The 9,809-nt window shown below is 39.6% G+C and carries 5 protein-coding genes; 2 read left to right on the top strand and 3 right to left on the bottom strand.

Going from position 1 to position 9,809, the window contains the following annotated elements; genetic code table 11:
• Nucleotides 1-158: 158 nt before the first annotated feature.
• Complete coding sequence (locus HMPREF2637_RS02810; RefSeq protein WP_064525329.1) at nt 159-2,117, bottom strand: KxYKxGKxW signal peptide domain-containing protein; 1,959 nt, start codon at nt 2,115-2,117, stop codon at nt 159-161.
• 330 nt (nt 2,118-2,447) lie between these two features.
• Here HMPREF2637_RS02810 and pdxS point away from each other — a divergent pair, with 330 nt between their 5' ends.
• Together pdxS and pdxT are read left to right on the top strand one after the other, a co-directional pair.
• On the top strand, nt 2,448-3,320 hold the full coding sequence (pdxS, locus tag HMPREF2637_RS02805) for a pyridoxal 5'-phosphate synthase lyase subunit PdxS (RefSeq protein ID WP_064525332.1): 873 nt from the start codon (nt 2,448-2,450) through the stop codon (nt 3,318-3,320).
• Nucleotides 3,321-3,914, top strand: coding sequence for a pyridoxal 5'-phosphate synthase glutaminase subunit PdxT (pdxT, locus tag HMPREF2637_RS02800; protein WP_064525335.1), 594 nt, complete (start codon nt 3,321-3,323; stop codon nt 3,912-3,914). It abuts the gene before it with no gap.
• Nucleotides 3,915-4,174: 260 nt separating this feature from the next.
• Here pdxT and HMPREF2637_RS02795 read toward each other — a convergent pair whose 3' ends face one another.
• Nucleotides 4,175-6,622: a glucosyl transferase gene (locus HMPREF2637_RS02795; RefSeq protein ID WP_176745609.1), complete on the bottom strand. Its 2,448-nt coding sequence runs from the start codon at nt 6,620-6,622 to the stop codon at nt 4,175-4,177.
• A gap of 716 nt (nt 6,623-7,338) precedes the next feature.
• Nucleotides 7,339-9,807, bottom strand: a complete 2,469-nt coding sequence (locus HMPREF2637_RS02790; RefSeq protein WP_256315729.1) for a glucosyl transferase — start codon at nt 9,805-9,807, stop codon at nt 7,339-7,341.
• Between the last annotated feature and the right edge of the window lie 2 nt (nt 9,808-9,809).

The following is a 9,809-nucleotide window of genomic DNA, read 5'->3' as shown; positions in this document are numbered from 1 at the left end:
CTTTTCGTCACCCACTACAGTTGACAAAGAGCCAAAAATCCAAGGTCTATGCCCTGGATTGAGGAGATTATGAAAAAGAAAAGTTTTAGGATAGTTATAGCATATAAATTAAAACCTAAAGTTTTCTTAAAGTGGTAGAAATATTTTGTCTTTCCTTTTTAATTCACTTTCTCAGTAGCCACACCGTTTTCATCGATGATATAAGTTTTGCCGTCTTTTTCGAGAGTGGTATTCGTCCACATAGCCCCACTGTCTTTGTCAAAGTAGTAAGTTTTACCATCAATGTCTACTAGGCTACCTTTGACTTGCTTACCATTTTTATCAAAGTAGAGTTGAACACCATCAATGGTTTGACGGCCTGTTAGGAGTTTGCCCTCTTTGTCGTAGTAGTACCAGTTCCAGAAATCATCGCGAACAAATTGGTTTTTAGCCGTAAATTCAGTCACTACTCCCTCATTATCAATTGTGTAGGTCTTATCATCGACTTTCAAAGTGTCGTTAGTAAGGATAATAGTGGTGTACATACCAGCATATCTTTCTGTTCGATATGATTTTGTTAGACGATAGCGCTTGCCATCGATTTCTTTCCATGTAGGCTTATCAACACTTTTTACCTCAGGTTGGAAGTAGTGAAGGTGACCATCAGAGCCTCGTTGAATGCCCTTGAGGAGGACACCGTTTTTATCAGTTCCATAGATTCCAGAGAAACTAGGCCCGCCCCAAAATGTTTTTTTTGAAAAAAGGGCTCCAAAATAGTTTTTTTCTATTTTACTATCTGTGACTAGATAAAGTTTGCTGTCATAACCTATGATACCATCAAGAACTTGACCCTTTAAAGCAAAGATATATTCTTTTCCATCGATAATTTGTTTACCAGTTAAGACTTCGCCGTTAGCATTGGTACGGTAGGTAGAAGTGTTTGCATGGAACATTGAAGGAGTTTCAACAATGCCATATTTGTTCTTGACCAATTGTCCTTGGTAATCAAAAAGATAAATCTTCCCATCAATTGTGACAGTATCATTTTTAGCCATAAGTCCGTCAGGTTTGAAATAATAACGTTTACTGTCAATGGTATGCCATCCAATAAATGCAGCACCATCTTCGCCTAAGTAATTAGTATAAGTTGTATATTGAGGTTCTGTCCTATAGCCATTGAAAATTGAAGTGTGATGCCACTGATTCGTTAATAGAGAACCATCATTCTCATCGAATCGATAGTATTTTCCACCAATCTCTCGTTCTTGTCCTTTGACTTGTTTGCCATCTTTATCAAAGTAAAGGATGACACCATCAACATTTTGCCAACCAGTCAATTTTTCACCGTTGGCAGTGTAGTAATACCAATCTTTTTGGTTGTCAGATTGGAAATGACCACCGGTCACGACCTGAGTAGGTAGTTGTGTTTTTTCGGTTAGGATACCATCAGCATCTGCTAGATAAGTTTTACCATCTACTTCAATACTTGTATCAGTTACCTTACGCCCATTATCTTTATCGTAGTAGTAATCCTTGCCATCAATGGTTACCTTTTCACCTTTTGCCTGGATGCCATTGTCATGGAAGTAGAGGTTGAAGCTGTCGATGGTTTGTGGGCCAGTTAGTTTGTGGCCCTCGCTGTCTAGGTAATACCAGTTACCTTGTTTATCAGAAGTGAATCTGCCACCTTGTGAGGGTGTTTCCTGTGAAGTAGTTACGTTGTCGCTTGTTTCAGATGAGACTTCAGCACCCCTATCAGCAATAGTTGTTTCACTAGATTGAGCGGTTTCAACCTTTTTATCGGCCTCGTTACTAGGCTGTGTAGCAGTTGTTTCTGTTGGCTGAGTAGCGACATTCGTAGGTGTAGTGTCAGTAGATACTGCTGCACTAGAAGTATTCTCAACAGTAGTGCTTGCTGGAGCTACTTCGGTTCTTGTAATAAGGCTAGCACTTGTCTCAAGATTGCTGTCAGAGACGACATTTTCAGGACTGTTAACAGCAGTCGTTTCTGGTTTGACTTCATCAGCTCCGACCTGTCCTAGTCCAATTAGTGAAGCCCCGATAGCCAAACTTGAGGCAGCGATTGTGATCCAATGTTTCTTAACTTTATGAAGTTTGAAACGAACTTTGTTTTCCATAATTTTCCCCCTTATATGGTGACTTGGTAAATTCATGCTGTGACATATAAAACATCATGAACACCAAAAATTAATTTACGATTATATTTTAATCTTATTTTCTAATAACTTCAATAGAAAACGGATACAAAAATGCCATACTCTTATAAAAAGATGCTTATAGTTGTGATAGTTATAGCCTATAAAAGAGTTTTCCTAATTTATTTATTTTTTCGTCTATAGATATGATTGAAAGGGCAATTGTCCCCATACAGTTTGGGAAATAGAGTCTTTTTTTCAAAAATCATCCTGTGTAAAATAGAGGGCATAAAAACATGAGAGGTGATTGCAATGACAAATCGTTACGACTTAAATAAAAATTTGGCACAGATGCTTAAGGGGGGCGTCATCATGGACGTTCAAAATCCTGAGCAAGCACGTATCGCTGAGGCGGCAGGAGCCGCTGCGGTTATGGCCTTGGAACGCATTCCGGCCGATATCCGTGCAGTGGGTGGTGTGTCACGTATGAGTGATCCTAAGATGATTAAGGAAATTCAGGACGCTGTTAGTATTCCAGTGATGGCTAAGGTGCGTATTGGTCATTTCGTGGAAGCACAGATTTTGCAGGCAATTGAGATTGATTATATCGACGAGAGCGAGGTATTGACACCAGCCGATGATCTTATTCATGTGGACAAAACCAAATTTGATGTGCCTTTCGTCTGTGGAGCCAAGGACCTCGGTGAGGCTCTTCGCCGTATCTCTGAAGGGGCATCAATGATTCGTACCAAGGGTGAACCTGGGACTGGTGATATTGTTCAGGCTGTTCACCACTTGCGACTCATGAATCAAGAAATTCGCCGTATTCAAAATCTTAGAGAAGATGAACTCTATATTACTGCTAAAGACCTGCAGGTGCCAATTGATTTGGTCCGCTATGTCCATGAACATGGCAAGTTGCCGGTTGTCAATTTTGCGGCAGGTGGTGTAGCGACGCCAGCAGATGCTGCCCTTATGATGCAGTTGGGTGCTGAAGGTGTCTTTGTTGGTTCAGGGATTTTCAAGTCAGGTGATCCGAAAAAACGTGCGGAAGCTATCGTCAAAGCAGTGACTAACTATAATCGTCCAGATATTTTGGCGCAAGTGTCAGAAGATTTAGGGGAAGCCATGGTTGGTATTAACAAGGATGAAATTGAAATCTTAATGGCAGAGCGAGGAAAATAGATGACAAAAATCGGAATACTGGCTTTGCAAGGTGCTTTTGCAGAACATGAGCAGGTCTTGAAAGTACTTGGGGTTGAAACGGTTCAAATCAGAAATCGACAGGATTGGGAAGCTCACGCTGATTTAGACGGGCTCATTCTACCAGGGGGAGAGTCGACAGTCATGGGGAAACTCTTGCATGATTTAGACTTGTTTGACTTGATAAAGGCGAAAATTGATGCAGGACTACCTGTATTTGGGACTTGTGCAGGTCTGATTTTGTTGGCCAAAACTATAGTAGGGGACCAAACAAAACATTTGGCAAGTATGGACATCAATGTAGCCAGAAATGCCTATGGTCGCCAATTGGGCAGTTTTGTCACAGATGCTGAATTTAAAGGAATAGGGGAAATCCCAATGGTCTTTATTCGTGGGCCGATTATTGAAGCTGTTGGACCAGAAGTGGAGATTCTAGCACAAGTCAATGGGGCTATCGTGGCAGCTAGAGAGAAGCAGATGTTGGTGACCTCTTTTCATCCAGAATTAACGGGTGACGAAAGGGTTCATGCTTATTTCCTAGATATGATTAATCAGGCAAAAGAAGAAAAGAAATAGCTCAAAACCTGTGACATCGTTTATTTCTTGACCGCACAAAAAAAATCCAGGACCTAGACCCTGGATTTAGGAGATTATGAAAAAGAAAAGTTTTAGGATGGTTATAGTATATAAAGCAAAGCCTAAAGTTTTCTTAAAGTGGAAGAAAAAGTTTATTTGTGAGATAAAAAAGGAAGTTGACAGTTGGTCGACTTCCTTTTTAACGATTACTAAATCAAAGTAATTATGCGATATCAATAGTTGTTATTTGAATTATATACTTATACTTCACCAGGGCCCATCAAATGTCCATTACCGTCAGCATCGAATTTGAAGGCACCAGTGTTTGTTCTAACAATGGTATTTTCAGCGCGTGCTCCATTCTTAGCATCGTAATAGTGGACAGTTCCGTCATCGTCAAATTTGAATTCACCTCTAAGTTGTCTACCGTTTTGGTCGAAGTAAACATGGATGCCGTTTAAGGTTTGAGGTCCTGTCAGTTTATCCCCTTTAGCATCAACATAGTAGTAGAAATCTTCACGATCTAAATCTTTACTTTCTCTTGGGTACTGTCCATCCTGATCTACGAGATCATTTCCAGGAATGGTAATAGTGAAGTGGAAGATGCGATCACCATCGAGATTTCGGTAATTCCAGTTGTAGACATGAACAAAGCTATCAGTGACGAGAGCACCAGAGTCTTTATCATAATAGTGTCCATCAGGGGCGAAGCGTCCCTTGACTTGTGCCCCATTAGGAAGGAAGTACAAGTGACTATTTCCAAAGGTTTGAGGTCCTGTTAATGGCTTACCATCAGCATCGAGATAATACCAGGCAGTAGCATAGACATTTTGATTGTTGATGTCATCACGACCAATATAAGTCAAGATTTCTTTAAAAGCATTGGTTACGAGAGCCCCAGAATCTTTGTCATAGTATTTACCATTTGGTGCAAAATGTCCCTTGACTTGTGTACCAGTGAAATCATCAAAGTAGACTTTAACACCATCGATAGTTTGTTCTCCCTTGAGTTTATCGCCTTTATCATTGACGTAAACCCAGTTGCCATCTTCAGTTTCAAGATAGCGTTTTGTTGCAAGTGCACCAGAGTTTTTATCGTAATAGCGACCATCCTCTGCAAAACGTCCTTTGACTTGTTTGCCATCCTTGTCAAAGTAGACTGGAATGTTGTCAACGAAGTTGAGACCGATGAGGTTTTTACCGTTTGCATCCTTGTAGTACCAGTTGCCTTCGTTATCACTATAATAGTGACCACCAAAAACTCGTGGTGCATTGTCTAGGGAGACAGTAGGTGTAGGAGTGACGGGGGTATCTATTTCTTCGCCAGGTTTCATCAAATGTCCATTACCATTTGCATCGAATTTGAAGGCACCAGTGTTGGTTCTGACAATGGTGTTTTCAGCGCGTGCACCGTTTTTCGCATCGTAGTAATGAACAGTACCATCTTCGTCAAATTCAAACTCACCTCTAAGTTGTCTACCATTTTGGTCGAAGTAAACATGGATGCCGTTTAGGGTTTGAGGTCCTGTCAGTTTGTCTCCCTTATCGTCTACGTAATAGTAGAAATCTTCGCGATTCAAATCATTGCTAGAAAGTGGGTAATGACTCATATCCAAAAATTGGTTTTCACCGTTAGGTCCAACGACTGAATTATTAGGCATGGTGATGACAAAGTGATTCACACGATTTCCGTCTTGATTTTGATAATTCCAGTTGTAGACATGGACAAAGCTGTTAGTTACAAGCGCACCAGAATCTTTGTCATAGTAGTGTCCATCAGGTGCAAAACGTCCCTTAACTTGTGCCCCATTAGGGAAGAAGTACATGTTTGTACCACCAAGATTTTGAGGACCTTTAAGAGGTCTTCCATCGGCATCAAGGTAGTACCAATCAGTAGTATAGATATTTTGATTGTTGATATCATCACGACCAATATAAGTTAAGAGTTCTTTAAAGGCCTTGGTTACAAGAGCACCAGAATCTTTGTCATAGTATCGGCCATCCTCTGCAAAACCACCTTTGATTTGAATACCATCTTGGCTAAAGTAAACAGGAACATTATCCACATAGTTCAGCCCGACAAGATTTTTGCCATTTGCATCCTTGTAATACCAGTTACCATTATCATCACTATAATAATGTCCACCAGAAATATGAGGTGCATTTTCAAGTGTTACAGAAGGTGTGACTGGCTTTTCATTTTCATCAATTGGGGCAGGTTGTTCACTGTTTTTTGTAGGTGTTTTTGTTTCTTCGACAGGAACAGGTTCAGTGACTTTTTCTGACGAAGTCTTTGTGGCAGAGGCTTCTGAAGTTGCCGTTTTAATTGGTGTAGCTTTATTTGCCTGATTATCTTGATTGCTAATTTCTTGCTCAGAAGTGATTTCTACTGCTGATTCGCTTGCTAATTCAGATGAGGCGACTTCACTGCTAGGAGCTTCACTAAGAACTGTACTTGTACTAGTAGGTAGCTCAGCATTAGTTGAAATAGGATTTGTAGTAGGTGCTTTGACCTCAACATTAGTTACTACAGTTTCTTGTGCAGGTGCAAGAATCTCAGTTGGTTGGCCTGTCGCTTCAGGTATTTTTACTTCATCCGCAAATGTAGGGCGTGCGACTAAAGTAAAAGTAGCTAGAGCAGTTGCGCAAGAAAGTGCTACGACGTGTTTTTTGGACATTTGCCAATGATAATTCATTTCAGTATTCATAATAGACTCCCTTCAAAAATGAACACCGATGTTTAGGTGTGTAACATAAAGGAGCTAGGCCGTCAGAAAAATATTAAAAGTGAGAAAATCTGTTAAAACGACTGAGCCCCATATCTAAATCTCTCAGGGCATGGCCATAAGAAGATTTTATAGGCGAGCACGTCAAATGTGTGGCAAGTAGAATATGCTTATGCTGTGTAATTTATATCTAGAAACAAGTGATTTTACTTATTTATCCTAATACTTTTATTTCTCTCCTTTCGTTTAATTATTGAATCCAACCTATGGCATGTGTCTTCAAATACAAAAAACTAGAGCTCTTAGTTTGAAGCATTCTCTCTAAAGCTCTAGTTTTATATTATAGACTGATGTGTGTATGAAAAGAGCCTTAGATTATCATGCCAAAGTGCCTAAGGACCAGTTTTCATGCATAAAAAATTATTTTGACGTTAGAAGTCTAAAGCCAAGTTCCTAATCCTAATCCCCTGTAGTACACTTTCAACGTTTTTAGTAAAACGCTTACATGCTCACCTATCTTTATTATAATACTTTTTTTATGACAAACAAGTTTTTTTACAAGATAATCGTAATTGTTTAAGAATAGTTCATATTTGGATTCTGTTTGAATGACAGTGATTGATGATATGAAAAAGGAAGTTGACAGTTGGTCGACTTCCTTTTGTGTTGGGTAATTGTTCATAGTCACTTGTAAATGACTATCGAAGGATATGGCCAACCCCGTCATTATCAAAGTAATAAGTAACGTGATTGATTGTCAAGGTTACATTATCAGCACGATTACCAGAGCCAGGAAGATAATAGTAAGTCTTACCACCTAAAATGATGAGTTTATCTTTAGCTTGTATACCCTTATATTGTCCATAATCATCATCGTAGAAGTAGACATGCTTGCCATCGATAACTCTTCTACCAGTCAGAATATTTCCCTTACTATTTGCATAATACCAGTTATTCTTATGTTCGAAGTATTTTCCGGTTACAAGGGCACCAGTCTCTTTGTCATAGTAGTGTCTATTGTAGTTTGAATAGCCGAAGTCACCTTTCACTTTCTCACCGTAATTAAAGTAGTACTGAATTCCGTCCAAATACTTAGCACCGTCAAACTTATTTCCTTCTTTATCAACATAAAACTCTTTGCCACCATCCTCAACCAATCTATCTGTTACTAAAGCACCGTTATCTTTATCGTAATAGTGGTTATCAGGAGCAAAATGCCCTTTGTATTGAACACCATTGGTACCGAAATAAACGTTGACGTTATCAATGGTATGAGCACCAAGGAGGAGGTAACCCTTGTCATTGACATAGTACCAGTTTCCTTCGGAATCATTAATATAGCGGTTTCGTTGAGTTGAATGACTCTTAATGCTGATGACACCAGATTGGTCTGCCACATAGGTCTTACCATCGAAATCAAAAGTTGTATCTTTGACTTTTCGGCCGTTATCTTTATCAAAATAGTAAACCTTGCCCTTGATATCAACGAACTCTCCCTTAGCTTGTCTACGAGTTCCTAAATGGAAATACATATCGTAGCCATCAATAGTTGTTGAACCTTTCACTGGCCATCCAATTTCGTCGTAGTAATGCCAATACCCATCTTTATCTTGGACAAAATAAGCAGTCTTTTGTCGAAGGTCCTTAAAATCACTAGAAATGAATTTACCAACCCCATCATTATCAAATTCATAGATATTTGGAAATTCTCTCATAATATAGTGTGTAGGAATATTCAATCGTTTATTTCTAGCAATGGTACCATCATTGTAGAAGTAATAGTTATTGAAAAATCTGTGCACGACCATGTTTCCATCATCTTGGAAAAAGTACTTATTACCATTGATGGTTTGCCATCCTGTGACGGGTAGGCCATCGGCACCTAAATAATACCGTTCGAGTTCAGGATGTTCATTGTTGTAATAATTTTCATAAGGAGCAAAGTCAAATCTTATTTCTTTAGCATAGTTTTCTTCAGGAATGAATCGTCCAGCTTTGAAGGTGACGAGGCGATTAGTCACAAGGGCGCCGTTATCTGGATCGTAGAAATATGATTTACCATTGACCTCACGGCGTTCCCCCTTGACCTGTCTACCATTTGAATCAAAGTAATAGGTCAAGCCATCAATAGTTTGTGGTCCAGTCATAAGTTTTCCATCTTTATCCATATAGTACCAGTGACCACCATTATCTTGTAGAAAAGCGGGATGGTTATTTGCCACTGTAACGATACCATTAGGATCAATATTGAGTTGGAAATCACCGTTGTTGAGATGTGTGTCTTTAACTAATTGTCCTGCATTTTCTTTGCCAGCATCTCCAAACAGATAGAGCTTGTCTCCGACCACGTTCAAGCCATAGCTAAGTTGACCGTTTCTATCAGGATTAAAGTAATAGGTTTGTCCTTTGATATCTTGTAAGCCAGAAACTCGCACGCCATCGCTACCTAGATAGTAAGTTTGACCATTTTCTTCAACAAATTCATCATGGAGCATACGTGCACTATCTGTAAAGTAATAGAGTTTTCCATCAATGGTTTCGAAACCAGGATGTTCTCGCTCTTTTTTGAAATAATAGCGTTCTCCATTAATATCTTGCCATCCCATAAGCTTATTACCGTTATTATCGTAGTAATAAGTAACGTAATAAGGATGTCTTAAGGTAATAAGACTACCTACATAGTTAACTGTTTCGATGCGTTCTTCTTGTTCGGTGACAAATCCATTTCTTTTTTCAGTAAAGGCAGAACGGTCAGTTCCTCTCGTGGTATTTTCGTTTGGGCTATCACCAACAGATGACACATTCTCAGCTGCAACACTTTCACTAGTCGTTGTACTTACCTCGGAATGTGCAGTTTCAGAACTTGCTCCTTCCGAACTAGCTGTGCTTGTGACTTCAGAGCTTGGTTTTTCAGAGACTGTTTCTGTTGAAGGAACTTCTAAGGTAGCTACTGGTGCTTCTGATACTGTAGCAGTCTCGCTAGAAGGGGTAGCAGGTGTATTTTCTGTAGGTTTAGCTGTGGCTTCACTAGTCGCTGGAGCCTCAACGTCAATAGCGCCTTCTTTGATGATGGTTTCAACAGTCGCTTCATTAACAGGGGTAGACTGTTCTTCAGCTGAAGCATAGTTAAGGCCAGCAAAACTCAATCCCAAAGCCAGTCCTGTCACTG

Source organism: Streptococcus sp. HMSC065H07 (assembly GCF_001837325.1).
Classification (GTDB): domain Bacteria; phylum Bacillota; class Bacilli; order Lactobacillales; family Streptococcaceae; genus Streptococcus; species Streptococcus salivarius_H.
The sequence above is the reverse complement of the archived record's forward strand: the minus strand, read 5'-3'. Positions and strand labels throughout refer to the sequence as shown.

What these genes read in the sequence shown, in the direction of transcription:
- pdxS (WP_064525332.1), top strand. Translation starts at nt 2,448, where the DNA reads ATGACAAATCGTTACGACTTAAATAAAAATTTGGCACAGATGCTTAAG.
- HMPREF2637_RS02795 (WP_176745609.1), bottom strand. Translation starts at nt 6,622, where the DNA reads ATGAATACTGAAATGAATTATCATTGGCAAATGTCCAAAAAACACGTC.
- pdxT (WP_064525335.1), top strand. Translation starts at nt 3,321, where the DNA reads ATGACAAAAATCGGAATACTGGCTTTGCAAGGTGCTTTTGCAGAACAT.
- HMPREF2637_RS02810 (WP_064525329.1), bottom strand. Translation starts at nt 2,117, where the DNA reads ATGGAAAACAAAGTTCGTTTCAAACTTCATAAAGTTAAGAAACATTGG.